The sequence below is a fragment of the Capsulimonas sp. genome (assembly GCF_039929585.1).
In the GTDB taxonomy this organism is placed as follows: domain Bacteria; phylum Armatimonadota; class Armatimonadia; order Armatimonadales; family Capsulimonadaceae; genus Capsulimonas.
On record NZ_JBDSQY010000233.1, the window covers coordinates 13,991 to 38,375 of the forward strand.

Genomic DNA, 24,385 nt, shown 5'->3' on the forward strand with positions numbered 1-24,385 from the left:
TGTCATGACCACGCAAATCGTTCAAGCGCCCGCGCCTTCCCGCCGCATGATGTCGGCGGGAACCGCAATCGGTCTGTATCTCTGGCTGCACGTGCGCCGATCGGGTTCCTGGGTGGCTGCGGCTTGGGTCGTCATGGCGGCGCTGGATTATCTGCTGTTCGCCGGAAAATTTCACCGTTTGATGGCGGAGCATTCCGCCCAGGACTTTTCCATGGGAACGACTGTGCTGTTTCAGTTTTCCATGCTGATTATCCCAATCTTAACGATCCTGACTCCCATGGCGCTCACAGTCAGCCTCGACGACGCTTTGTTTCTTCTCCCCATACGCACCCGAACTCTCGTCGGCTGGCTGTGCTTCTACGGCGCCGCCGGCTCCGTCATCTGCTGGCTGCTCAACGCTGCGCTGATTTGGCGGCCTTCGGGATTGACCCTGCCATGGATTTGGCCGGCGGTAATGGTTCTCTGTATCCAGTGCGCCATGCTCACGGCTCGGTTTCTTTGCGCGAAATGGCTGCGGCCTTTCGCAATCATTTTTGCGCTGCTCGGTCTTGTCTTTTTCGGAGTCCTGTCGGCGGTCTGCAATGTTCCGGAAATCGCACTGATCCTGGTTTATTTAGCGCTGGCGGGCGCAGGCTATGGGCTCGCCGCCATCGGCGCGACAAGAACACGCCATGGCGATCGGCTGCTGGGCGAAATCGCGCCAAGATTACACGCGCGCGCGACCGATAAAAAGCAGTTCTCATCCAAACTCGCCGCACAAATTTGGATCGAGCGGCGAATGGAACGATGGTTCCTGCCGGCAATCATCGTTTACCTCAACTTGTTTAGCTTACTGATGCGCGTAGGACCAACCGCCTCGACACCATACGTCGACAAGATTTCGCTGGCGGAGTTCCTCACCAACCATGCACATCACATTTACGCGATCACTTATGGGAACTCGACGTGGGCAGGTTTGTCTCCACTCACGCCAATCATAACCGTGGCGATGTTCGCGCCGCTTGCGGCCATTATTTCGATCGACCTCCGTGAGCGTAACAATGGGATTTTCTCTTTTCTCAAGACGCACCCGATCAGCAATGAGGGTTGGATCACGGCAAAGCTGCGCGTTTGCGCAGACAGCGCGGCCGTCATTTGGCTGACCCTCATTCCGTTCATCATCCTCTGGATCACACTGCCGGCGCGGATGAACGGCCGTATGGGAACCGTTGGCGGCGCAATTCTTGCGAGCCAGGATTCACACAGCATCGTCCTCATTATCGCAATGACGCTTGGCTTGATGCTGCTGACCTGGAAAGCACAGGCGGACAATGTGTTCTTGATCTTCACCGCACGCTCTCCCTATCTGCGCTACGGCGTCGCCGCCGCTTTTTGGGGCATGATTGTTCTCACTGTTGGCGTGAGCACTTTTGCCGATCAGCACGCACACGCATATTCGCGCGGTCAGATCGAAACATTTATTGGCTGCCTGATGGCAATCGCCGTCTCGATCAAACTGACGGCTTGCGTACGGACGGTCTCCACCCTGCTCCATCGCCGTCTTCTCACTATGACCGCACTCCGTCATATCCTCATCTTCTGGGTCGCAGCAGCAGCAGCGTTGATCGCCCTGTTCAGCTTCGCGCTCACGCCGTATCACATCATCTGGTGGCAAACAGCGCTGGCTGTCTTATTGCTGATGCCCGGTGTGCGCCTCACGCTCGCGCCTCTGGCGCTGGCCTGGGAGCGAAGCCGATGACGATCAATCGCCTGGAGACATGAGGATAAAATCATGACTGCGCGGATAGGTTTCGCGGGTTGAGTTTTGCTGGGCTGAAGCGAAAGGCGTCTCCGGTAAGCGGGCAGTTTCTCTCCGCACACGCCGCACAGGTCTGGCGGGGATCGGGTCCGGTAATAAATCCGAAGAGTTTTGCAACGAATAGAACAGTAATCTGAAAAGAACCAGACATCGACGTTTCGCTTTGCGGGCCGGGCTCCGTGCAACTATTCGATCAGCGTCGTGTCAAACTCCACAGATTTCACAAATCACGAATTTTCGCTCGCCCTTGGAGACCACTCATATGATCCGCCGAATACCCATCGCCGCCTTGACCGCTTCACTCTGCCTCGCCGCGCCGCACGGAGCGCTGGCTGCGGAAGATCGCTACTATTCCGTTTCCATGGACGGGAAGGCGATTGGGTACGACCATATGATCGTTTCGCGCGCGGCGAGCGGCGTTACGGTAACAGACGACACGCTGATTAAAATCAGCGCGCTCGGCTCGCCCCTGGACATCGCGACGCAGTCGATCAGCAAGTATGGAGCGAATGGCGCCGCGCCGGTGTCGTTTGTGGAAACGGTAACGCGTCCGGGCGGAGTCGTCGTCTACAAAGTGAAATTTGGAAAGCATAACGCGCACTGGGCTCTCGACAATGCGGGGACGAAGACGGCGACAGACTCCGCGCTGAAGCCGGGAACGATGCTGGTGGCGGGGACGGATTCGTGGGAGGCGATCCTGCGAAAGACGACGCCCGCGATGCGCCGCTTCACGGTCCCTACGTTTGATCCGCAGCTTGGAAAGACTGGGGAGCTCACTCTGACGCGCACGCCCGGCGTGAAGGGCGATGAGCTTTGGTCGGGAACATTCGAGACGGTCATGGGGCCGCAGATGCTGACATTGCGCTACCGCCGCGCGGAGGGCGGCGTCCTGACAAGCATGGAGTTTCCCGCCCAGAAGATCTCGATGCGGCTCGCCGGCAAGGAGGCGCTGAAGAACTTCGGCAGCCTGGACTATACTTCGCATCTCTTCACCGCCGTGGACACGCCCCTGCCCAATCCCGGCGCGCTGACCGTGCTCAAACTGCGTGTTTCCGCCAAGGTAAAGGTCGAGAAGATCACCTCGGCGTCGCTTCAGCATGGATCTCGTCAGGCGTTCCGGGGAACCGTGAAGGACGGCAAGATCGACGGCGTATTCACAATTCGTCCCGGCCGCTATGATGGCAAGCAGGCGCCCACATTCCCCTACGCCTCCAGCCTTACGTCTGGACAATCAAAGTGGCTAAAGCCCGCCGCCTTTATCGAGTCGGACGATCCCGAGATCAAGGCGCTGGCGCGCAAGCTGACGACGCCGTCCAAGACGGGCTGGGACGCGGCTTCCGCGATCGGGCGCTGGGTGCACGACAACATCCGGTACGAGATTACGGGGTCCGGCGCTCGCCAGTGCCTCACGAAGGGCGCTGGCGACTGCGGCCCGCACTCCTGGCTCTCCATCGCCCTTTGCCGCGCCGCCGGTATCCCCGCGCGCATTGTCGGGGGCGCGCTGTACACTCCGCTCGCTGGCGGCTCCTACGCCCAGCACTACTGGACCGAAGCGTGGATGGGACCGCGCGACGGCTGGGTTCCGTTCGACAGCACCACCGGCGAGGTCGGAACATTCAGCCCGTCCCACCTGACCCTCTGGAGCCTAGGCAGCCTGGATTCGCTCTCAGTAAAAGTGCTGGACTTTGCGCCTAAGAATCCGAAGTCCCACAGCGCCACAGCCGCCATCCCACGCCGCGCCAATGGTCTTTCCGTTGGATATAAAGAACAATATGACTTTATCATCGACGGCAAAAATCAAGGCTCCCAAACCGCCACGCTGATCTCGGTTCAAAACGGCGACCAGCACTGGACATACGCGCTGGACCTGAAAGTCCCGCAAGGCGACAAATCCATCGAAGTCACTCAAAAGGGCTCTTTCGATATCGCCGAAACCGGGGAACCCATTGCGCTCGCCAGCAGCGCCTCCGGCGGCATTGCGACAAAGTCGGAGTTTACATTCGCTCCCGATAAGATCGCGGCGTCCCTCACCATCGGCGGCGTGGCCACCCCCCGAACCATCCCATTAGCCAGCCCAGTCTTTCTCTTCATGAGTAACGTCCTCACCTCGTGGTCGCTCGCCACCCGCTCGGTCGCCCTCCCAACGGACAAACCGACCACTCTGCCGACGTTTCTCCCAGAAGCGCTGCAAACGATCCCGATGACCTTTACTCCGAAGAGCGCCGAAACAGTCACGGTGGGAGACGCCGCTATTCCCTGTCACGTCTACACGATCGATCCCATCGGCTGTAGTGTGTCAATCGCCGACACGGATGGTAGACTCGTGAAGCTGACCGACGACCGGCAGAAGCTTGCCGTGATTCTTAAATAACCATGATCACCAAAGACGAAGCCGTTGCGATTGCGACGAAATACATCGATGCACAAAACGCCGCCCTAAAGGATGATGTATTTGTCATCAATGACCAATGGATGATTGAAAAATCGTATGCCTGGGTCTTTTCCTACACCACTCGCCGCCATTTGGAGACAGGCGACATGCGATATGCATTGGTGGGTCCCGGCCCGCTCATGGTCATTCGAGACACTGGAAAACTGCTCGTATTTGGCTCCGGCGTTAATATCGAACTAGTTTTCCGAGCATTTGAGTTAGGCTTCCAATCCGAAAAAGCCGATGTCACTATTACCCACGTCGCCAATATTCGGCAAACAGCGCTTCTGCTCCAACGGATAGGACTTGGATACGTTCAGATGGAGCTAGAATACGGAATCCACTGGCCCACTCATTACTACTACAGCTTGAAAGAAATCGAAACGATGCTGCAATCGCTGCCTGTCACGTTTCCCGACATCAACACGATCTACTTTTACGAAACGCTGTACGAAATGCGAGCGAGCAGCTATTGCCGTTATGAAATCAAGAACAAGTCGGCGGATTCCGTATCCCATTAGCCATGCGCTCGGCGGCGGCGGCCGGCGAGCGATAAGCGAACCCGGCTCGCCAGCCATGCGACGAGAAGCTGAAGCGCGTAGCCACAGACCATTGTGACGCCCATCAACATGTACGACGAAAGCGATCTCTCTTGGCGCTGATGCGCCATAGTGCGTGAGACTATCACGAAAAAGGTCGCAAACAGCATCAGTTTGATGGCCATTGCCGCCGCCAGTCCCGAAACAGCTTGACGCGGGAATATCGCGCTTAACACGGCGACAATAAACAGTGAGTTGGCGATTCCCCACACCGCCATTCTCGCCGCGTGAGCGCTGCTGGGAACGACGGCCGCGATATGCCCATTTGCCAAAGCGCCCAAAAGCAGCGGAAGCAAGTCCAGCAGATAGCCGCTTGTCAGATAACCGACCACGACTGTCCAAAAATTACGCTGCGATTTTGCTCGCTCCCGCCGCCACGCCGACATCGCTTCACCTGCAACGGCGTCCAATGAGCCGAATTGGTTCAGCACGCCCCGCACGGCGTCCTCCTCGGAAGCGCCGCGCTCCACGCCGGCGGCAACCGCGTCCTGAAGATGCGCGCGCATTTCCCGCAGTTCTTCCTCACGCCGGGACACAGGCATTTTATCCAGCCGCGCCGACACTTCACCCAAGTATTCATCAAGCAGTCTGTGCATCGCCAATCCTCCCTAGCACCGTGTGTATCACCGTCGCGTAGTCGCGCAGTTCCTGCGTGCGCCGGACCATCTCTTTACGGCCCGCTTCTGTGAGCGTATAAACTTTGCGGTCCGCGCCTTTGGGCTGCGGCGCCCACTCGCCCACGATCAGGCCATCCTGCTCCAGCACGCGCAGGGCTGGGTAGAGCGAGCCTTCCCGCATGCGCAGCGCCTGATCGCTGAGCAGCTCTACCTCGCGAGCGATAGCATATCCATAGGATGGGCCTTTGCTGAGCACAGCAAGAACTAAGGCCGGCAAGTCCCCGTTTGACAATTCGCGCCCCATATGATGCCTCCAAATTCTATGTATTTATTGTACATAGATTCTGAAGGTATGTCAAGCTGTTTCTAAAAGTGCGAATATTTTCGCACAAAGACTTGACAATCAGACGCAAGTATGCGAAAATATTCGCATAAGGAATTTCCAATGACCAATCCTCTGACACATCGCCTGAGCCGCCGAGAGCGGCAGATCATGGACGCCATTTACGCGCTGGGACAGGCGTCGGCCAATGACGTGCTGGAGCGGATGGACGATCCGCCGAGCTATTCGTCGGTGCGTAAGCTGCTAGCGATTTTGGAGGAGAAGGGGCACCTGCGCCACGTTCAGGATAAGCAGAAGTATGTTTATCTCCCGACCCAGCCGCGACAGAACGCGGCGCGGTCGGCGATCAAGCAAGTGCTGCAAACGTTCTTCGGCGGCAACGTCGAAACGGCGGTCGCAACGCTGTTTTCCGAGGCCGATATGGAATTGACAGACGAACAAGCCGCACGCCTTTCCGCGCTAATTGATGAGGCGGCTGGCAATGAGGAGCCAAAGCAATGATATCGCTGCAAAGCATCTTGGTTTTCGCGTGGCTGGATGCGGCGGTGAAGGCTACGGCTTTGCTCGCGCTGACGGCGGCCATCGCGGGCTGCGCGCGGCGGGCATCCGCCTCATCCCGGCATTTAATCTGGACGCTCGGCCTGGCGTGCTCGTTCGTGCTTCCGCTGCTGTCGGCGACGCTGCCGCATTGGAACGCAAGCGTCCCTGCCTCTTCCGTGCCGCATCGACTAACGCTGCCGACTGAATTGCAAGCTGTCACCCCGCCAATACTAGCGACACACACTCCCACGCCGTCAGCACATATCCCCGAAGTCCCCAAGCCGGTGGGGCTGATCTCCAACGCGCCGCCATCAGCCGCCGAATCGCCAAAGCTTCCAACAAGCACCGTCGCGACAATCTCGTCCGATGCGGCGCCTCGTCCGGCGATCTGGCCCTGGGTCCTCTGCGCCATTTGGGCGGCGGGCGGTCTGCTCATGTCAATCCGACTATCGCTATCGATTCTGGCGGTACGCCGCTTGGGTCGCGAAAGCACCGTCATCGCTTCTGAAATACTGATCGACGCCGCCGAGCGCGCCGCGCGAACGATCCCGACGTCATTTGGCGTCGTGGTCCGTCAATCCACAAACGCTGGCATCGTCCGTGTTCCGATCACCTGGGGCGCACGTCGCCCGGTGATCCTGCTGCCGACCGAAGCAGCGCAGTGGCCGCAAGAGCGCGTCTTGGCGGCGCTGCTGCATGAGCGCGCACACATTCGGCGCTGGGATTGGCCGACCTTGATGCTGGCTCAGATCGTCTGCGCCGTCTACTGGTTCCATCCGCTGGCGTGGCTCTGCGCCGACAAGATGCGCCAAGCAAGTGAAACGGCGTGCGATGACTTGGTCGTGCTTTCAGGAATGCCCGCCGTCGAATATGCGCGGCAGCTTTTGGAAGTCTCCCTCGCGGCCCGTAAGCGAGGCCGTTTTGGCTTTGGGGCGGTAGCGATGGCGCAAAAGCCGGGTGTCGAAGGACGCTTAAAAACAATTCTGGCGATGGGGCTTGCGCGCCGCCCGATCACATGGCGAGGGACGGTCACCGCTGGCGCGGCGGCGTTGTTGGTTGCGATTCCGCTGGCGATGCTGAGACTGGAAACGAAATCGACGGCGGAAGGCCGAGAAATCTCCGGCGGCATGTCCCTTCAGGTCCTAGGAGTTTCTTACGATCCATCAAGCGCGCATTCCTGGTGGAATTCCTCGGGCGCCGACATTACACAGCCTACAGCCATTCAGAACGACAAAAGCGACATTTCTCCGAAGCCTGGATGGCTGACGAGACAGATCGTATTTCAAGCCATCGGCGCAAGCCCAGACGCCGATTTCAAATTCGTAGCGCCGCATATCAATATTGCGCGAAGCTGGCGGGACGGGGGGAATAGAGGCAAGATTTGCGAGGGCGTCAATATCAGCTTTCCGAGCGAGATGAAGACCGCGGAGATACGCGTCGTCGTGGCGACTACGCCATGGCAAACAATCGCATCCGTGTCGGCGGCATCTGGGGGATCGGGCGCAAAATTCATCAATGGCGTTAAATACAATGTCAGCATTGCAGTACCATCAAGGGGACAGCATGGAGAGCGATCCTATAGCATCAGCGACAATGTTTCCGATCAAGACATACGTGTAATCGCACTGGACAACCACGGAAACGCCCTTTCCGGTAACCTCAATCAGTATCCTGATGAGAGCGGAATACTGCAAAGATACGCCTATTTTGTCCCACCGTGGGGAATTAAGCTCGCACGGATTCAAATTCAGGCGCGCCCGTATCAATGGACGAAACTCTCTCAGATCTCGCTCAATCCTACGACGAATCATACGACGGCGCTTTCACGGGAACGACAGGCGGCAACACATCTGGCGCACGCAATGCGTCTCCAATCACAGCGGGCCAATGCTGGCGTCACGGACCTGCGCCAAGCAGTGCAATTAGATCCCAGCAACCCGATGGCCGTAGAAAAATTGGCCACTGCGATTTACAACTTCAACATACAAGTGTCAGAGTCAAAATCGCCCGGCATTCTCAAGGCGAACGCAGATTTGCGCCATCAGGCGATTGCGCTGATGCGGAAAGCCGTACGTCTCAGTCCGAACGATCCGCGCTACCGCGCAACGCTCGGGGAATTCCTTATCGACGACCAGCGATATCAAGAGGCGATCACACAGCTGCGTCGTGAGCAGATGCTGCTGGCGACAGGGCTTAAGTTCACGGACGACTACCATGCCTTGACGGACACAACTCATCACGGCGAGGCGCTTGAGGCTTTCACGAATCACGAATACCTAGGCCGCGCGCTGCAAGCTGTAGGAGACAACAAGTCGGCAGTGATTGAATACGAACAGGCGCTTCAATATGATTTTTTTGATGGGCAGAACAACTATTATTTGCTGGTGGATTATGGTAAGGCGCTGAATAGCTGCGGCCGCCGCGCCGAAGCGCGGGCCGCGTGGAAAAAGGTGCTTCAGCAGGGCAGGAATGATCGAGATTTCTATTGGCGGATGGCGAAGAATTTGCTGGCGCAAAACCCTTAAGAGCGTGCGATTCTCGTAGTGTTAATAAAATTAACACAATCACTTGACAAGCAAACGGCTCTGTGCTAATATCATTAGCACAGAGCCGTTAATTTTATTAGCACTTGCCGGGAGACGCCGAGATGAACAAAGTATTGCCGCACCGACTGGGCCGCCGCGAGCGTCAGATCATGGATATTCTTTACCAGCGCGGGGCGTCTTCCGTCACCGACGTAATGGAGGCGATGCCGGACGCGCCGAGCTACTCCGCCGTTCGCACCTTCCTACGGATTTTGGAGGAGAAGGGCCAGATCAAGCACACCGAAGTCGGCTCGAAGTATATTTACACTCCGACGGAAAGCTGGACTACGGTGGCGAAGTCGGCGATTGACAATGTCGTTCAGACATTCTTCGGCGGCAGTGTGGAGCGCGCCGTGGCGACGCTGCTCGCGAACCAGCACGCGCGTCCTACCGAGGCCGAACTTGGGCGATTGGAAGAGCTTATTCACCAGACTCGGGCGGAAGAGCGCCTTCAGGACGACACGGTGGGAGGAACCGGCGAATGATGGAATTCTCGATGCAGAGCGCTCCCATGCTGCTCGGCAAGATTACGATTCTTCTGATAAGCGCCTTCGCGCTGAATTTCCTGCTTCGCCGCGCGTCGGCGTCCGTGCGCAATATTCTCTGGACGGCGGCGCTTGCCGGCGCGCTCGTTCTGCCGCTTCTTTCCGTCCTTGGGCCGGCATGGCGCGTCCGGGCTCCTCTTTCGAGCGCCGCTACTTCGCCGATTGTAAAAATGATGACGCAGCCCAGCGCCGTGTCTCCAGTCTCATCCAATGACGCTCACGGGATAGCGCCGGCCATTGCGAGTTCCAAAATCGAACAAGGCTCCCACTCCGCGCTGTCGAACGATCGGCGCTCCTGGAGCTGGCCGCTCATTCTTGGCTTGGTATGGCTGACCGGGACACTGTCGATCGTCGTTCAAATCGCCGTAGGACTGCGTCTGGTGGACCAGGCATGGCGCAACAGCCACGCGCTGGATGGCCGAATGACGCGTATCGCCCAGGAGGCCCAGGCGAGCATGCGGATCGCACGCCATGTCGAAGTCTGTCTCGCCGATGCGCGCAGCGGGATTGCGGCGCCGATCATGTGGGGCGCATGGCGGCCCGTCGTGCTTCTGCCCTCGCAGTCGACAGATTGGGCGGACGAGTGCGTCCGCGCCGCACTGCTTCATGAATTCGCCCATATTCAGCGCTGGGACTGGCCGAGCCGGATCGCGACGCAGGCGATATGCGCGCTCTACTGGTTCCATCCCCTGGTGTGGATGGCGGCGCGGCAAATCCGCGAGACCAGCGAGCGAGCCTGCGACGACTGCGTGCTGAACGCCGGTGTCGCCCCCGCCGACTACGCCCAGCGATTGATCGACGTGCTGCGCTCGATCCCAGAGGGCGCCAGGCCGCCGCGCGCCGCCATCGCCATGGCGCTGCCCAACGAGACCGAAGGAAGAATCAGAGCCGTGCTGGCCAGTGGATTGAGCCGCCGAGCGATCACCCGAAAATGGGCGATCAGCGGGATGCTGTTGGCGCTGGCGATTATCCTGCCGATCTCCGCGCTGCGTCTGGCGGCAAAAGAAGAGTCGACAGCCTCGGACAGCGTCCCGACAAGCGAGATCCGTTACGCCGGTGGCGGTAAGGTTCAGCTGCTTGGGATCACGGACTATCCTGCTCCGGGAAAGACCTGGTGGAATGCCGACGGCAAGCGCCTGAGCGCGCCGCCGATTGACCCGGATCCCCATGGCAGTATGAGCTTCACAGGGAAATATACGGCGCGTGAATTCGCCTTTCGTGTGACTGGGGCTCCAAGCGACGCCGGAGTCACGACAGACGTACCGGGTGAGACATCCGGTGGAATGTGGACTAGGGCCGACAAAGCCGTAACAACAGTCGCGGTTAATGCCCTGTTGCCCATTGAAGCGCGTACAGCCTCAGTTCGCGTCGGTCTGGCAGCCGGTCCCTGGGAAACTCTGAATAAATTCGATCCGTGGGGCCTGAGCATGGGATCGCCGTCCTGGCGAGGGCACAGTGTGACGATCGGAGTTTCCGATTTAAGCTTGTTTTCTGGAAGCGCAGGGCTCACCGTCACGAATACTGTTGTGGACGGAGCGACACGCGTGGTGGCTATCGATCAACACAATATCGTTCATGTCGGAAAGGGAACAAGCAGCGGGGTCTCCGGAACGACACAAATGCAATCGCTCCACTTTGAGGGGATGAAGATTTCGGACATCAAGAAGATTGTATTTCAGGCGCGTCCGTACGAATGGCGTGAGTTCAAAAACCTGCCGTTGGAGCCTCAGAAATAGACGCCGTCAGCAAGGAGCGAAAGGATAATAGCAGTGCTGACAAATCGTGAGAAGATCAGGGCAATGAACGCCGTGTGGGCAGGGGGCGTCGTTGTTCTGGCGCAGTGCGTTTTCGGTCTGGCCGCCACACAGTGGTTGGAAGCAAAGGGTCAGAATACCGTCCGGACGACGAGCGTGGTCCGTTACTCGGGCGGGGGCAAGGTGCAGCTCATCGGCGTCGCCGTGAGCCCCGCGGAGGGACAGAGCTGGTGGAGCGCCAGTGGCGCGGCGCTCCCGCATGCTCCTGCGCGCGCCGATTTCAGGCCCCACCTTCTTGAGAATAATCAGTCAATCGCTCGTGAGTTCGTCTTCGTCCGTACGGGCTTACCCATGGACGCCGCCGTAGTGATAGATGTGTTGGGATCGCAGTCTTCCGACGACTGGATTCCCGTGATGCGTCACAAAGCGAGTGCGATGCGTGTCGCGGCGACCTTCCCACTTGGCAGCCGCACGGCGTCGATCCGGATAGGGATCGCGAAAAAAGCCTGGACCTCTATCGGCAACTTGAGCCCGTCCAGCCGCGTTGGTCTTCGGATGAGCAGGCAGCCTTGGGGCGCTACCAGCATAACACTCGGCATCTTCTCAGCAACTATGCTCCACGGACGCCCCGGATTTACGGTGATAAACTCCGATCTCGGGATGAACTATCAGACTCGCTTTGCCGCAGTCGATCGTCAGGGACACATCCACGCAGCAAATATTTTGTATGCCGAACTCACTGGTTCCGAGGTGGTCCAGACGATCAATTTCAAAGATATCAATCTTGCGGACATCCAGAAAATCGTTTTCCAAATACGTCCCTATGAATGGCGCGAATTTCACGATATTCCGCTGGACCCAAAGTAATAATTACACGCCGCGCAGGATTGTTAGGGCTCAATGCAAAATAGGGACGCATTCGCATCGCGCCATAGCCCACAACCAGTAAGATAGGGGCTGAAGAAAGGACTCTCCGTTGAAAGTCATCTCACTCCGAAGCGCCGCGTCCCTGTGCGCCGCCCTCGCCGCCTGCGCGGCGTTCTCCCCTCTCTCCATCGCTGACGCCAAAGCGAAGCCTAAGCCGAGCAAGGCCAAGCCGGCGAAGCCCGCCGGCGGAGCGAACCAGGTCGAGGGCCTAAAGGGCAAGGTCGGCGATATGCTCTTCACCGGTCAATGGCGTTTTCAGGTGACGGGATTTCAGCAAGTGGATTCTTACACCCTGAAGGTCCCGTCGAGTGAACAGGACTATGCCAAGTGGCATTCCGACGCGGAGTACGACGACGCCTCGCACACGTTTACTCCAAAACCGGGCCTTACTTTCGTCGCCATCGATTGCTATGCGAAGAACGCCCAGGCAAAGGCGACGGAGCAGCTCGACTTCTACAGCGACGATCAAAAGACCGCCCTGACCGACGATCAGAGTAACTCGTATCCGCCTATTGTCTGCGACATGCTCTCGCATGGCGGCTGGGTCACAAAGCCCCTCTTGCCCGGATCGGGCGAAAAGATCACGCTCCTATTCGCCGTCTCGTCGGGGATGACCCCGAAGGATCTCGTCGTCACACTCAAAAACTGGAGACTCCACAAAGGCAAGGAAGTCCGCATATCGCTGACGCCGTAAGCGCAGCGGCGACACACGCCCAGCACAAGGGATGGAGAGTTCGACGAATGCATCGTAAATGGGGCGCGTGGGCGGCCGTTCTGACGCTGGGCCTTTTTGCCCCGGCCTCCGCGCCCCGCTTGGGAGCAAAAGAACAGAAGGCTGTCCGCCAGACGAATGGAACGAGCGAGGTCCGTTACTCCGGCGGCGGGAAAGTTCAGCTGGTTGGCGTCTCATACAGCCCATCCGACGGACAGCACTGGTGGAACGCCCAGGGCGCGCCGATCTCCTACGCTCCCTCGCGGCCAAAATCGAAGTCTCCCCTTCTCGCTCACGGTGATGAAAAGGCGCGCGATTTTGTCTTTCGCTGCTTAGGAATCCCAAACAACGCCACCGTGCAAATCACCGCTCCCCAGTCCCATTCGTTCGACCGCTGGGTTACTTTTCAATCGCGCCGCCCCAGCGCCCTCGGGATCGCGGCGACATTCCCCAGCAGCCTTCACGCCGTGTCGATCCGCGTCGGCGTAGCCGGCAAACCCTGGAAGACCATCGCGGATGTCGCGCCCTCCAGCGGCGCAGGCTTGCGCTTCATTACGAGGCCATGGGGCGCGAGATCAATCACTCTGGGAGTTTCACCGCCAAGTCAGTTTAACAACTCTGTCGGGTTCACTCTTTCGAATACCAATGTCGGCGCCGATTACCAAAGCCGCTTCGCCGCCGTGGACCGGCAGGGGCGTCTTCACCCCGGCGTTAAACTTGCCGGCGAACTCTCAGGCAGGATGTATACGCAGACGATCAGTTTCCAAGGGATGCAAATCGCGGATGTCCAAAAGATCGTCTTTCAGACACGCGCCTACGAGTGGCGAGAGTTCAAGAATATCTCACTGGAGCCAAAATCGTAGATGGACCCAATGAAAAGGATCCATCCGAAGATTGAGGCAGGTTGAATGGCTCCGTGCGTATAACATGGGAATATGAAAATCCAATCTTATCGATCCGCGAGTGTCGGTTCCCGAATGTGCGGGTCGCTGCTGATCGCCGCTCTTGGGAGCATCGCCGTCACGGTATTCTCCGGTCCGAGCCAGGCGGCCCAAGACACGCGCTTTCCCTCGCCTCTTGAGTCTGTCCGAGTTGTCCCCCACGAGGAGTCAACTTTCAAGAGCCGTCTCGATCAGGGCGAACTTTACCTTCTGAAAGCTTCCGGCGCGGCGGTTACCAGCGGCGGCGGCGTGGACGCGGAGTACGACGGGCGCGGAGCGGATATCGTGGGCAGCGTGGATGTCGGGCTGGAGATTCAACCCAAAACGCTCCGAAAGACGACAGGCGCACACCCGACCCGGATGAAGTGGACCGGGAGTGACCGCGCAAACCATACGTACTACATGGTCGTGACCGGCGGGGGCGGGCCGCTCACCCTGAAGCTCGTTACTCCCTCCAGCCGATCTAAGACCGCCTTCTCAGACAGCGGCGCGATCGCGGTCTCACTCTACCGACTTTCGACGCTGCCCGCGCCGCTGGAGACGCTTCAGATTCCGGTCCTTCAGAAGATTGTTCCGACGATCCTAACGACCCGCAAATCATCGGTCTATCTCCTTCAAGCGATCGGGCAGGCCCGTGTCGGCGGCGGGGGGCTTGGCCAGGGCGACGCTGAGTATATGGATTACCGCACCGATGGCGTGGGGCAGGTGGATGTCGGCGACGGCAATACGGATTACGGAATCGGAGTGGACGAAGCCGACCTTTCAAAAACGCCCCATGCCCTCTGGTGGGGTCCATGGCGCCAGGACCATACGTACGATCTGCTCTTCGCAGGCACGGGCAAGCCGATCCAGTTCATGTTTTACGATGTGGACGGCGGCTACGGCGACAATTCCCCGACCGAAGCGCTGACCGTGAAGGTGTACGCCTTGCCATAAGAAACGATCACACATCCAGCCACAGAACTTAAGAGTTGGCGGTTAGCATCGCCAGCGACTTCGTTCCCGCAATCTTGCCGGGTACAATAGCGGCATACTAGCTATTGCAAAGTGAGAATGACAATTATGGCCGTCTCCGAACTCGCCGGGAAGCCCGCTCCCCGGGAGATGCTCGTCAATATTCCCCGTTTGATTTCGGCGTATTACACGCAGAAGCCCGACCCCAATAATCCCGCACACGCCGTCGCCTTCGGCACTTCGGGACATCGTGGATCGTCGTTCGCAAGCACGTTCAATGAGGATCATATCCTGGCGATCTCACAGGCGATCGCCGAGTATCGGGCGTCGCAGGGAACGACGGGGCCGCTGTACCTGGGAATGGACACACATGCGCTTTCCGAGCCGGCGCTGACAACGGCGATTGAAGTCCTCGCGGCGAACGGCGTGGAGGTCTTCGTGCAGGAGGGGCGCGGGTACACCCCCACCCCGGTCATCTCGCACGCTATTCTCACTTACAACAAAGGACGCACGGAAGGGCTGGCGGACGGCGTGGTAATCACTCCGTCGCACAACCCTCCCGGCGACGGCGGCTTCAAATACAACCCTCCCTCGGGCGGCCCGGCGGACACGGGAACGACGAAGATCGTGCAGGACCGCGCAAACGAATTGCTGCGCGAGGGCCTGAAGTCCGTCAAGCGCTATTGCATTGACCACGCCCTGTCGCTGGACAACGTGCATCAATACGATTATGTGACGCCTTATGTGAACGATCTGGCGAACGTGATCGATATGGACGCAATTGCAAAGTCGGGCCTCAAGATCGGCGTCGACCCAATGGGCGGCGCGGGGGTTGGCTACTGGCGACCGATCATCGAGAAGTACGGTCTGAATATCGAGATCGTGAACCCGTATGTCGATCCGACCTTCTCGTTCATGACGGTCGACAAAGACGGCAAGATCCGCATGGACTGCTCGTCGCCGTACGCCATGGCGAGCTTGATCGGCCTGAAGGACCGCTTCGACATCGCCTTCGGCAATGACCCGGATACGGATCGGCACGGCGTGGTCGCCCCGAGCGTCGGCCTGCTGAACCCGAACCATTATTTGGCGGTTGCGATCTCCTATCTCTTTCAAAACCGGCCGAACTGGCGCGCGGACGCCGCCGTGGGCAAGACGCTCGTCTCCAGCTCCATGATCGACCGCGTCGCCGCTGGCCTCGGACGACGGCTCGCGGAAGTCCCCGTCGGCTTCAAGTGGTTTGTCGACGGTCTGGTGGACGGAAGCTACGGCTTCGGCGGCGAGGAAAGCGCGGGCGCGTCCTTCCTGCGCACCGACGGAACCGTCTGGACCACCGACAAAGACGGCATCATTCTGGACCTGCTCGCCGCCGAGATCACCGCCAAGACCGGCCGCGACCCGGGCCAGCACTATCAAGACATGGAAGCCAAGTTCGGCAGCCCCGTCTACGAGCGCATCGACGCCCCCGCGACGGTCGAGCAGGGCAAGATCCTCGCGAATCTGACACCCGATAAAGTGACCGCCGACACCCTCGCCGGCGACAAGATCACCGCCAAGCTCACCCGCGCCCCCGGCAACGACGCGCCGATCGGCGGCCTGAAAGTCGTCACCGAAAACGGCTGGTTCGCCGCGCGGCCGTCGGGCACGGAGCCGATCTACAAGATCTACGCCGAAAGCTTTAAAGGCGCGGAGCACTTGAAGGCCATTCAAGAAGAGGCGCAGCAGATCGTGAGCGCGGCGCTGGGGGCGTAGGCCTATTTCCCCGCGCTTGCGTAAGCTTCCCCCTTTTTCCCAGTGAAGGGCTAAAGCCCGGAAAAAGGGGCGTTTGTAACTGCGATCCAGGCGAGTGTTCCGTGTTGTGAGAAGAGCCTTCGGACCATAAAACTCTTCGTTGGCAACGACAAGATTCGCCTGGATAATATTTATCAGCACCCATTTTCCCGGGCTTTAGCCGCTTGCTGGGAAAAAGGGGAGGCGCCGCTTTAGCGGCGCGGGGGAATAGGTTTCCCAGAAAGCAAAACCATGATCCTATCAGCAATCGGTAACTTAACCCTACTCCTTCCCGTCCTCCTCGCCGCCACGCCGCCGCAGACTGCGCCAACGCCTACCCCCGCCGTCATTCACCTCGTTGCCCCGGTGGTCACGACGGCGCCAGCCACAGCGCCATGCCGGCCGCTCCTTGTAGGGCAATGGATGACGCTGAACAAAATTCCGCACACGGCGCCGTTTGTCCCGGAACCAATCCTGGTTGACACACGCTGCACTCAGTGACAACTTGAACGTCGGAACCGATTTTTGCCTGAATCGGCCTTGAGCTATTGGGAGCGGAATATGCCGTTTTTAGGGATAGGAAACGGACCTTATCAGAGTTTCAGCCATGGGCTCGCAAATCCGCGTCCAGATCTCCTCTCGAATGTGCGCTATCAGATCGTGCCGAGCATGCGCGCCATACCTGCGGCGCAGCTGCGACTGACGTTTCGCCGGGATATCGCCAGCGTCGTTAACCCTGATATGACGCTGGCGGTGCTGGTGGACCGCAGTGGGTCCATGAATGATGCGTTCAGAGGCGGACATGTTTATAATGTCACGCAGGCGATTCTGGCGCATGTCGCGTCAACGAAGTCGGGATACGATCTGCTCTTCTACGACCACGAGGTGTCCGACGCCGGACACATTGGCGACAACATGGCGCTGCGCAAGGCAATCGACGCGAATGGGCCGCGCGGGGGCACGTACGTCTCGGCTGCGATGCGCCACACAATCGAAAAGTACAAAACACGCGCCGGTCTCTATATCATCGTCATCACCGACGGGGAGTTCGGAGACAGAAGCCGGGTCATGAACCTGGTCACGCAGGAGCTTTTGCCGCAGGTCAAACCGGAGTCCCCCTATGCGTTCCGAGTGCACTTCGTGGGCGCGGGCGAGGGCGTCGATCACATTTTTCTGAGGAAGATGGAAGACGCGGCCACGGGGCAAGGCTCTTCTCTGATCACGGCGCACCACCACCCGCATTTACGACACACCCATGTGGATATTCTGGCGGAGCTGGACAAGTCGTATATCGGTGTTGGAACAGATGCAGTGATCGGCAATGATGTCCAATCCTCGAATGCCCCACCAATCTCCTCGATCATCGACGTTCCGACACGGCGCATCTGGGCCGATGGAGCGGCTCAGATGGGATTCCTGCCGCGCACGATGACGATCGATCTCGAATACTCTCAGGCGCACGATCAAAACCTCGTCGTCCCGATACGGTTTCAAAACTCAGCGCGCCAATCCAGCCAGTTCTTCGTGACAGTCCCCCTGCCAAAACAGGCCGAACCGACGGGCGCGGGAGGCCCGACGCTATTGAGTAAGCTGCACTTTCCCTGGGAACGATCCACAGAAGGCGACGCCGTGCGGGCCGCGCAAAAACAGGAGCGCGAACGTGTCGCCGAATTGGCGAAGGCTAATCGCGAGGCTGAGATCAAACGGCAGGCGAGCGACGTACGGGCGCTGGCGGCCGGCGGGCTGCCGATCCAGGCGATTGAGCGCTTGAAGGAGATTGGGACTAACGAAGCCTCCGAGATTCTGTTCACGAGCAACCTTGCGCCGGAAGAAGCTGGGCTTTTGCGGCGCGAGGGGTTCCATCCGCGCGGCATTGTGACAGGCAGCGCCGTTTATCATGTCGGACAGGCGTATGCGTCGAGCCAGGGCGACTGCGAAGTGTCCGTGCTTTCGACTGCTTACAATGAGGCCTGTCGCCTCGCCGTCGGACGGATGGCGCAGGAACTGAAAACGATCGGCGGCCATGGCGTGGTCGGCGTTCGCTTCTCGCTGGTGCGCCATGAATGGGCGGACAAGACGATCGAAGTGCAGGTGATGGGAACAGCCGTTGAAGGGCCGGGGCGTCCGCCGGAGCAGCCATTTATGTGCGATCTTTCCGGCCAGGAGTGGTACGCTCTGCGGCGCGCCGGGTATGATCCCGTCGCGTTTGTCTGGGGCCACTGCACCTGGTTCCTGCTCACGACACAGCAGGATGAGTGGACGCACCGCTCCTGGAACAACGTCGAGATGACGCACTGGAGCGCCGGTCTCAGCAAAGCGCGGACGCGGGCGATGGCGCATCTCAGTAAGCAGGCGAGCAGCTACGGCGCGAACGGCGTCGCGGGCGTCAAGATCGAGCGCCGATTGGACGAGATCCGTCTGAGCGGGCCCGGCGAGGACCCGGCCTACGAACGCGAGCACCACAATATCGTCGTCAGCATTTTGGGAACGGCGATCCGCGCCCGGCCACACGCCCCGCGCCATGTCGCCCCCACCCTGAACGTTCTTTCATTACGCGACGGCCGCCTGTCGCCCGTCGCAATGACGACGCCCAAGGACGCAGTGATCGAATAACGATCTCCCGAAACTCCCAGAACAAACGCCGGCCTCCGAGGAAACCATGGCTTTAGATCCACAAGACACCAATGACCCGAAGATTACCGCGATCCCGCAGCACGCCACCGAGCGCCTCGTTGAAATGCGCGGCACAAGTGAATCGCGCACGCTCTTTACCAGCGACCTCTCCACGAGTGAGTTCCTGCTGGTCAAGGAGGCCGGCTTCGACCCGGTCGGCCTGGTTGTCGGCAGCTCGATCTACCATGTTGGCTACCAGCAGTCGGCATGGTCGAAAAACCAGGAGATGACGGTGCTGACTCAGGCGATGTACCACGCGCGTGAACTGGCGATGGACCGCATGGAGGAAGAAGCGCACCAGCTCGGCGCGGATGGCGTGGTGGGCGTCCGCCTGGAAGTCAACCACAAAGAGTGGGGCAACCATATCGCCGAGTTTGTCGCCATCGGCACCGCCGTCGTGCACCGAGGCGATAAGAACCGCTTCAAGAACAAGCGCGGCCGCCCCTTTACCTCCGATCTTTCCGGTCAAGATTTTTATATTCTCCTGCGCTCCGGCTACCGCCCACTGGGCTTGGTGATGGGCAACTGTGTTTACCATGTCGCCGTCCAATCCTTTGGCTCTTTTATCCGTAACTTCAGCCAGAACGCCGAGTTGACCCAGTACACCCAGGCGATGTACGACAGCCGCGAGCTGGCGATGGAGCGCATGCAGAAGGAAGCCGAGGAGCTGGGCGCGAAAGGGATCGTCGGCGCGAACATCCACGAGCGCACCCACGCCTGGGGCGCACATGTGATCGAGTTCTTCGCCATCGGCACTGCCGTGGAGGAGACGAGCGGCGACCATGTTATCGAAGCGCCGACACTCGTGCTGCCGCTGATTAGCTGAGAGGCCCTCATCCCCCGGCCCCCTCTCCCAATTCTAGGAGAGGGGGAGTCGGAGTAAGATTGAGATTTTTCTTTAAGATCTTAGATTCAAAAAAATCGGGCTCTCCTTCTTCCCTACTTCAACAACGATGCGAACGGCAATGCGGTCCGAAACGCCGAAACACTTCGAGCGATCCTCCATGTATCAACACTTCTCGCTGTCCTCGCGTCTGCTGCTTCTCCTGCTTCTTGCACTATGGGCGCCGGTATCGCATGCCGCCTCGCCGCCCTCACCCGTCGCCGCGCTGCACGACGCCGTGAAGAAGGGCGAGACGGCCAAGGTCAAAGCGCTGCTCGACTCCGGCGCGGACGCCAATTCCGCCGCAAAATCCGGCGTAACGCCGCTGATCTGGGCCGCGATCATGAACCGCCCTTCCACGGCGGCGCTGCTGCTTGCTCGCGGCGCCGACGTCAACGCCGCGATCCCCGCCGGTCATTACGACTCTGGTCTGACCGCGCTGATCGCCGCCGCCAACGGCCGCAGCAACATCTACTCCGGAGCCGTCGAACCGTCCGCCCCTCCTCCATACACCGGCAAGGACGCCGCGAAAATACGCCGCCACAACGCCGCCGTGCGCGACTGGCGCGCACGCGTGACAAAGTGGCGCGCCGGCTACCCGTCGCTCGTGAAGCTTCTCGTCGCCCACGGAGCCAATGTCAATGCGCAGATGACCAATGGGACAAGCGCCATCGACTCCGCAGCGACAGCCGGAGACACCGAAGTCGTCCGCTTCCTGCTCGACCGTGGCGCTCGGCTGGACCTCCCCTCGCACGAAGCCGACATCCTCGGAACACCCCACACCGCCACCAACGGCTACTACGCCCTCGTCGGCGCCATCTACGAAGACAAGCACAACCCCACCCTCGTCAGGCTCTTACTCACCCACAGCGCCAGTCCCAACTCCGACTCCCCCTCCGAAATGACGCCCCTCGGCGCAGCCGCCTCCAGTGGCGACGCCCAGATTGTCCGACTGCTTCTTGAGCACGGAGCCCGCCCCGGCGATAAAGACTATTATGAGCGCACGCCGATCTCGTACGCCGCGTCCCATCCTGACGTCTTAGCATTGCTGAATAAGGCAACGAATTAATATGGCTGATTGGCATTTGAAAGAACTGGACGAAGCATTAAGCGCTAAGGGCTGGCGGATTGTCGCCCACCATCCCGGCGACGACTACAACGTCTCAGCATCATGGGAAGTCCAGCGCAGCACGCGATTTCCATCTGTGTTCATCGATTTCGATGGATTCGACGACATGGTTTGCCTGCCGCTGGAAAAAGCGATCGGATGTGACATTCGTGACCTGCCCACTCCTTCTCTTTACTTTCGAAGCCGAAACGCAAAGTGGAGTGAAGAACTGCGCGCCTTTGTTAAGGCGCTCGACGCCTCTGAAAATCTCTTCACATTGTTTTACGACCTTGACGACAACGGCTGGGCGAAGGCGGCTTTATACCCAAAGCCCGAAAATCCGATTTACGGATTCGACGGGACGTATCGGGGAGATAGTTTGGAGGATTTAGCGCGTCGCGTCATCGAAGTGATCAGAAATCCCGCGCCGATCAAAGTGACATCCACATGGTTAGAATTACCATGGACAGCGCGCTGGACGCTTAAGAAAAATGGCGACAACGTAACTATCCGCATTTTTCTATTTCCGGATTATGATCAGGAAATTGAGGACGAGACGGGAGAACTGTTTTTCGAGATGGAATGCTCACTGATCCGCTTGGCTACGCAAGTTGAAGGACAGCTTCAGAAAATATTGCGTGAGTATGGTGAAACGGGCTACAAGGCGCGCTGCAAGGATGATTTCCCAACCGAAACGTTAACCGAATTATCACAGATGATTGCCGACTATCAGAAGGGAGACATTTGATCGCAAGCCAAACAGGAGTAGCGCTGTGGCTGAAGATTTATTTCGGAAGCGGGAACAAAAAATAGACGGAAAGCGTCCAAGCGTTGTAGAGGCGCTCGCGATCTAAACTGCGCAAAAATATTTTTCGTACTTCCCAACTTTGACGCGGAAAAATCCGATCATATCTCTATACGGGATAATTTCCACATCTGCCTTCAGGGGTATTCGCTATGATCCGATCGTCAATGCAAACCAAGGGATTTACGCTCATTGAGCTGCTCGTCGTCATCGCTGTGATCTCCATCATCGCGGCGATCCTCTTTCCAGTGTTCGCCAGCGCCCGAGGAAAGGCGCGGCAGGCGAGCTGCGCCTCCAATGAACGTCAAATCGGCATGGCGATCCTTCAGTATGCGCAGGATGAGGACGAGCGGCTTCCCAATGGGGCTGGGAACGGCGCCTCATTCTGGTGCGGAGAAGGCTGGGCGGGGCAGTGCGCGCCGTACTTAAAAAGCACGGCGCTGCTGCGCTGTCCGGATGATCCGACACCCTCTTACGGACCTGCGGACTTTACCGTCTCCTATGGCTACAATATCAACCTTGTGGAGACAGCGGCCAATCAGAGCCTGGCGGCGGCGGCGCAGCTTTACTCCGGGCCGCCCGCGCCTCCAGGACGAACGCTGTCGATCTTCAATGCGCCGTCGCGGACGGTGATGCTCTTTGAAGTGTCGGGTGTGACGGCGAATGTCATGGACGGCCAGGAAGGGACGGAACTGGGAGGCGTGAGCGGCGCTTATCTTTCCGCCGCGAGCAATGGGCTGGACAACCGTCTTTACGCGCGCAAAGATATGACGACGAACGCAGAAAACCGCTACGCCACCGGCGTCATGGGCGGGCGATCGCCTAAACCTAACGGGCAGTTTCAGCCCTCACTCGGACGCCACGCCAATGGCTCAAATTTCCTGCTGGCGGACGGTCACGTCAAATGGATGAGCGGCGACCGAGTCTCCTCCGGCCTCGATGCTCCCCTCCCGCTTTGCAGTCAGAGCGACACTCCTCACGAATCCGGATGTGAAAGCGCGGACCTGCCGTTTCACGCCGCCGGAACCGAGGCAAATTCCCCGGATATTCTCGCGACATTCAGCACGAACTGACCGTCGAAATAATCACTGAGAACTCTCCCAACTTTTCCCTCCTAAGCAGCGATCTAATTAACATACGAAAGCGACGAGCATTCTGGTCGGCAATGACCGAACGCCAAAGAAATCCGCAATCTCTTTTGTTGTGAATGCTTACAGGAGAAGTCAATTGAAGCTCAATGATGTGATCGCTCTCGGCGTCCTGTGCAGCCTTCTCGCCGCTGGCGGCGCGATAATCCAAAATTATTCGGCGGTGCAGGCGACAACCATAGGCGCCACGCCTGTCTCTGGACCATTCACATATTCCACAGCCATGAGACATCGATTTCTCACGGATCAAACTCCGTCCGCTGCGGAGGAACAATGTGCATACATGGAGCTGTATGAGCGAGCAAAGGCGCAGAAGGACCCGCATGAGGTAAAGTTGATTGGAGAGGCGCATCGCCGGCATCGTGACAATTGGAGGAAACACCTTCTTGCGATGAAGCGTCGTGCGCGGCTCCAAAGACAATCCGCAGGCTCTATCAATGCTGCCGCGCCATCGGTCCAAAAACAAGCGCTTCCGACCATAAAGGCGCGTAAGCCTCTTACTCCGGAGAATAGAAACAACGTAATCACAATAAATAATCGTTCTTTCACTCTGGCCCGGATTAATCCAAACTTCTTGCCATATATTGACGATCTCTTTCATGCAGAGCAGCAGGAAATATTTTAATATCAGAAAGATGGGGCGGCGTTGAACTTATGGCGGACAATCAGGCGTCGCCCGCAAAGCGGCGAGGAAGCGGAAGCCGATCTGATCGCGGCGGCGCAGCGTGGCGACCAAAGGGCGTTCGACTCTCTCGTTCGCACCCATCGACCGCTCGTCCGCGGCTTCCTCGCGCGGCGGCTAGACAACGCGGAAGCCGTTGACGATATTTTGCAGGAGACATGGATGGCCGCCTGGACCAAATTGCCGGAATATACGCATCGCGCTCGCTTTAAAGCCTGGCTGTTCGGCATCGCCGTCCATAAAATCGGCGACCACCACCGAGCCCGCGCAAAATCCATCGCGGAGCAAATCACGCCCGAGATCGAACGAACCATGACGACACAGAACGATCCCTATGCCGCCGTGGACCTGAAAGATGCGCTCAATTCCATCCTCTCGCAGCTTCCGGCGGCGCAGCGAGAGGTCATTGAGCTTTACTACTACGCCGGGCTAACACTTCCTGAGATTGCGGAGACCCTGAAGCGCAATCAAAACACGGTTAAGTATCAGTTTTACAGGGCGCACGGGATCGTCGAGTCGGGTTTAAATCTAGTGAACGCGCTTTGAAGTCCGATGGGATACTCCCTCCGA

The 24,385-nt window shown here is 58.8% G+C and carries 22 protein-coding genes; 20 read left to right on the plus strand and 2 right to left on the minus strand.

What is annotated here, in order from left to right; all coding sequences use genetic code 11:
- Positions 1-4: 4 nt before the first annotated feature.
- From ABIZ35_RS17495 to ABIZ35_RS17505, 3 genes are all read left to right on the plus strand, one after another.
- On the plus strand, positions 5-1,738 hold the full coding sequence (locus ABIZ35_RS17495) for a hypothetical protein (protein WP_348221198.1): 1,734 nt from the start codon (positions 5-7) through the stop codon (positions 1,736-1,738).
- Between the two features lie 322 nt (positions 1,739-2,060).
- Positions 2,061-4,169 carry a transglutaminase family protein gene (locus tag ABIZ35_RS17500; protein WP_348221199.1) on the plus strand — a complete coding sequence of 703 codons (2,109 nt, stop codon included), beginning with the start codon at positions 2,061-2,063 and terminating at the stop codon, positions 4,167-4,169.
- A gap of 2 nt (positions 4,170-4,171) precedes the next feature.
- Complete coding sequence (locus ABIZ35_RS17505) at positions 4,172-4,750, plus strand: YrhB domain-containing protein (protein ID WP_348221200.1); 579 nt, start codon at positions 4,172-4,174, stop codon at positions 4,748-4,750.
- Here ABIZ35_RS17505 and ABIZ35_RS17510 read toward each other — a convergent pair.
- On the minus strand, positions 4,747-5,424 hold the full coding sequence (locus tag ABIZ35_RS17510) for a permease prefix domain 1-containing protein (RefSeq protein ID WP_348221201.1): 678 nt from the start codon (positions 5,422-5,424) through the stop codon (positions 4,747-4,749). The genes ABIZ35_RS17505 and ABIZ35_RS17510 overlap by 4 nt on opposite strands.
- Positions 5,408-5,749: a PadR family transcriptional regulator gene (locus tag ABIZ35_RS17515; protein WP_348221202.1), complete on the minus strand. Its 342-nt coding sequence runs from the start codon at positions 5,747-5,749 to the stop codon at positions 5,408-5,410. The genes ABIZ35_RS17510 and ABIZ35_RS17515 overlap by 17 nt, the downstream gene beginning before the upstream one ends.
- A gap of 141 nt (positions 5,750-5,890) precedes the next feature.
- Here ABIZ35_RS17515 and ABIZ35_RS17520 point away from each other — a divergent pair, with 141 nt between their 5' ends.
- From ABIZ35_RS17520 to ABIZ35_RS17600, 17 genes are all read left to right on the plus strand, one after another.
- Positions 5,891-6,289 carry a BlaI/MecI/CopY family transcriptional regulator gene (locus tag ABIZ35_RS17520; RefSeq protein WP_348221203.1) on the plus strand — a complete coding sequence of 133 codons (399 nt, stop codon included), beginning with the start codon at positions 5,891-5,893 and terminating at the stop codon, positions 6,287-6,289.
- On the plus strand, positions 6,286-8,853 hold the full coding sequence (locus tag ABIZ35_RS17525) for a M56 family metallopeptidase (RefSeq protein ID WP_348221204.1): 2,568 nt from the start codon (positions 6,286-6,288) through the stop codon (positions 8,851-8,853). Before ABIZ35_RS17520 ends, ABIZ35_RS17525 begins: the two co-directional genes overlap by 4 nt.
- Positions 8,854-8,975: 122 nt before the next feature.
- Positions 8,976-9,398 (plus strand): BlaI/MecI/CopY family transcriptional regulator, encoded by a 423-nt coding sequence (locus tag ABIZ35_RS17530; protein WP_348221205.1) that lies wholly within the window; start codon positions 8,976-8,978, stop codon positions 9,396-9,398.
- On the plus strand, positions 9,395-11,194 hold the full coding sequence (locus ABIZ35_RS17535; protein WP_348221206.1) for a M56 family metallopeptidase: 1,800 nt from the start codon (positions 9,395-9,397) through the stop codon (positions 11,192-11,194). Before ABIZ35_RS17530 ends, ABIZ35_RS17535 begins: the two co-directional genes overlap by 4 nt.
- Before the next feature lie 33 nt (positions 11,195-11,227).
- On the plus strand, positions 11,228-12,079 hold the full coding sequence (locus tag ABIZ35_RS17540) for a hypothetical protein (RefSeq protein WP_348221207.1): 852 nt from the start codon (positions 11,228-11,230) through the stop codon (positions 12,077-12,079).
- Positions 12,080-12,188: 109 nt separating this feature from the next.
- Positions 12,189-12,833 (plus strand): hypothetical protein, encoded by a 645-nt coding sequence (locus tag ABIZ35_RS17545; RefSeq protein ID WP_348221208.1) that lies wholly within the window; start codon positions 12,189-12,191, stop codon positions 12,831-12,833.
- Between the two features lie 47 nt (positions 12,834-12,880).
- A complete protein-coding gene (locus ABIZ35_RS17550) occupies positions 12,881-13,714 on the plus strand; it encodes a hypothetical protein (RefSeq protein ID WP_348221209.1) in 834 nt (277 codons plus the stop codon).
- Between the two features lie 72 nt (positions 13,715-13,786).
- On the plus strand, positions 13,787-14,728 hold the full coding sequence (locus ABIZ35_RS17555) for a hypothetical protein (protein WP_348221210.1): 942 nt from the start codon (positions 13,787-13,789) through the stop codon (positions 14,726-14,728).
- A gap of 126 nt (positions 14,729-14,854) precedes the next feature.
- Positions 14,855-16,498 carry a phosphoglucomutase (alpha-D-glucose-1,6-bisphosphate-dependent) gene (gene pgm, locus ABIZ35_RS17560; protein ID WP_348221211.1) on the plus strand — a complete coding sequence of 548 codons (1,644 nt, stop codon included), beginning with the start codon at positions 14,855-14,857 and terminating at the stop codon, positions 16,496-16,498.
- 270 nt (positions 16,499-16,768) lie between these two features.
- Positions 16,769-17,017: a hypothetical protein gene (locus tag ABIZ35_RS17565; protein WP_348221212.1), complete on the plus strand. Its 249-nt coding sequence runs from the start codon at positions 16,769-16,771 to the stop codon at positions 17,015-17,017.
- A gap of 60 nt (positions 17,018-17,077) precedes the next feature.
- Positions 17,078-19,129, plus strand: a complete 2,052-nt coding sequence (locus ABIZ35_RS17570; protein ID WP_348221213.1) for a VWA domain-containing protein — start codon at positions 17,078-17,080, stop codon at positions 19,127-19,129.
- Between the two features lie 124 nt (positions 19,130-19,253).
- Positions 19,254-20,015: a heavy metal-binding domain-containing protein gene (locus ABIZ35_RS17575; RefSeq protein WP_348221229.1), complete on the plus strand. Its 762-nt coding sequence runs from the start codon at positions 19,254-19,256 to the stop codon at positions 20,013-20,015.
- Positions 20,016-20,154: 139 nt separating this feature from the next.
- Positions 20,155-21,141, plus strand: coding sequence for an ankyrin repeat domain-containing protein (locus ABIZ35_RS17580; protein WP_348221214.1), 987 nt, complete (start codon positions 20,155-20,157; stop codon positions 21,139-21,141).
- A 1-nt stretch (position 21,142) separates the two neighbouring features.
- Positions 21,143-21,928 (plus strand): hypothetical protein, encoded by a 786-nt coding sequence (locus ABIZ35_RS17585; RefSeq protein WP_348221215.1) that lies wholly within the window; start codon positions 21,143-21,145, stop codon positions 21,926-21,928.
- Positions 21,929-22,137: 209 nt separating this feature from the next.
- The gene (locus ABIZ35_RS17590) at positions 22,138-23,058 is read left to right on the plus strand and encodes a DUF1559 domain-containing protein (RefSeq protein ID WP_348221216.1); all 921 of its coding nucleotides are present in this window, start codon (positions 22,138-22,140) and stop codon (positions 23,056-23,058) included.
- A 154-nt stretch (positions 23,059-23,212) separates the two neighbouring features.
- Positions 23,213-23,758, plus strand: coding sequence for a hypothetical protein (locus ABIZ35_RS17595; protein WP_348221217.1), 546 nt, complete (start codon positions 23,213-23,215; stop codon positions 23,756-23,758).
- 21 nt (positions 23,759-23,779) lie between these two features.
- Entirely contained in the window at positions 23,780-24,361 is a 582-nt protein-coding gene (locus ABIZ35_RS17600) for a sigma-70 family RNA polymerase sigma factor (protein ID WP_348221218.1), read from the plus strand.
- Positions 24,362-24,385: the final 24 nt, after the last annotated feature.